This window comes from Acinetobacter sp. CFCC 10889 (assembly GCF_003268395.1).
Lineage (GTDB): Bacteria > Pseudomonadota > Gammaproteobacteria > Pseudomonadales > Moraxellaceae > Acinetobacter.
On sequence record NZ_LQXQ01000199.1, the window covers coordinates 1 to 329 of the forward strand.

General features: G+C 38.9%; 1 pseudogene. It reads right to left on the bottom strand.

The annotated features are described in order from the left end of the window. Position 1: 1 nt before the first annotated feature. Positions 2–329: pseudogene (locus AVJ19_RS21365) on the bottom strand (hypothetical protein); the annotation flags it as partial.

Genomic DNA, 329 nt, shown 5'->3' on the forward strand with positions numbered 1-329 from the left:
TTCACGGCGCACCTCGCAAAGTTACCACTCGCTCATAAGACCTATTTAAATTCTCTCGAGCTGATTTACCCTGTGAAAACCCAATTTCTAAAATCTTGATTTGTGGTGAAAAATCATAAAGCTGCTTGCTAAAAAATTGAGCTGTGAGATCAACCACTGCATGTGCGTGTTGCGCCATATCTTTGTCGTAAACATTTTCAATTTTTTTAAAGCTGTCTAAATATTTAAACCACTGAAAATCACCTGATTTAAAACCCACACCAATGTTCAACCACTCCCTTGCCACAAGATCAGGACACCATTGCACAATCTGCCAAGTACCTTTAATC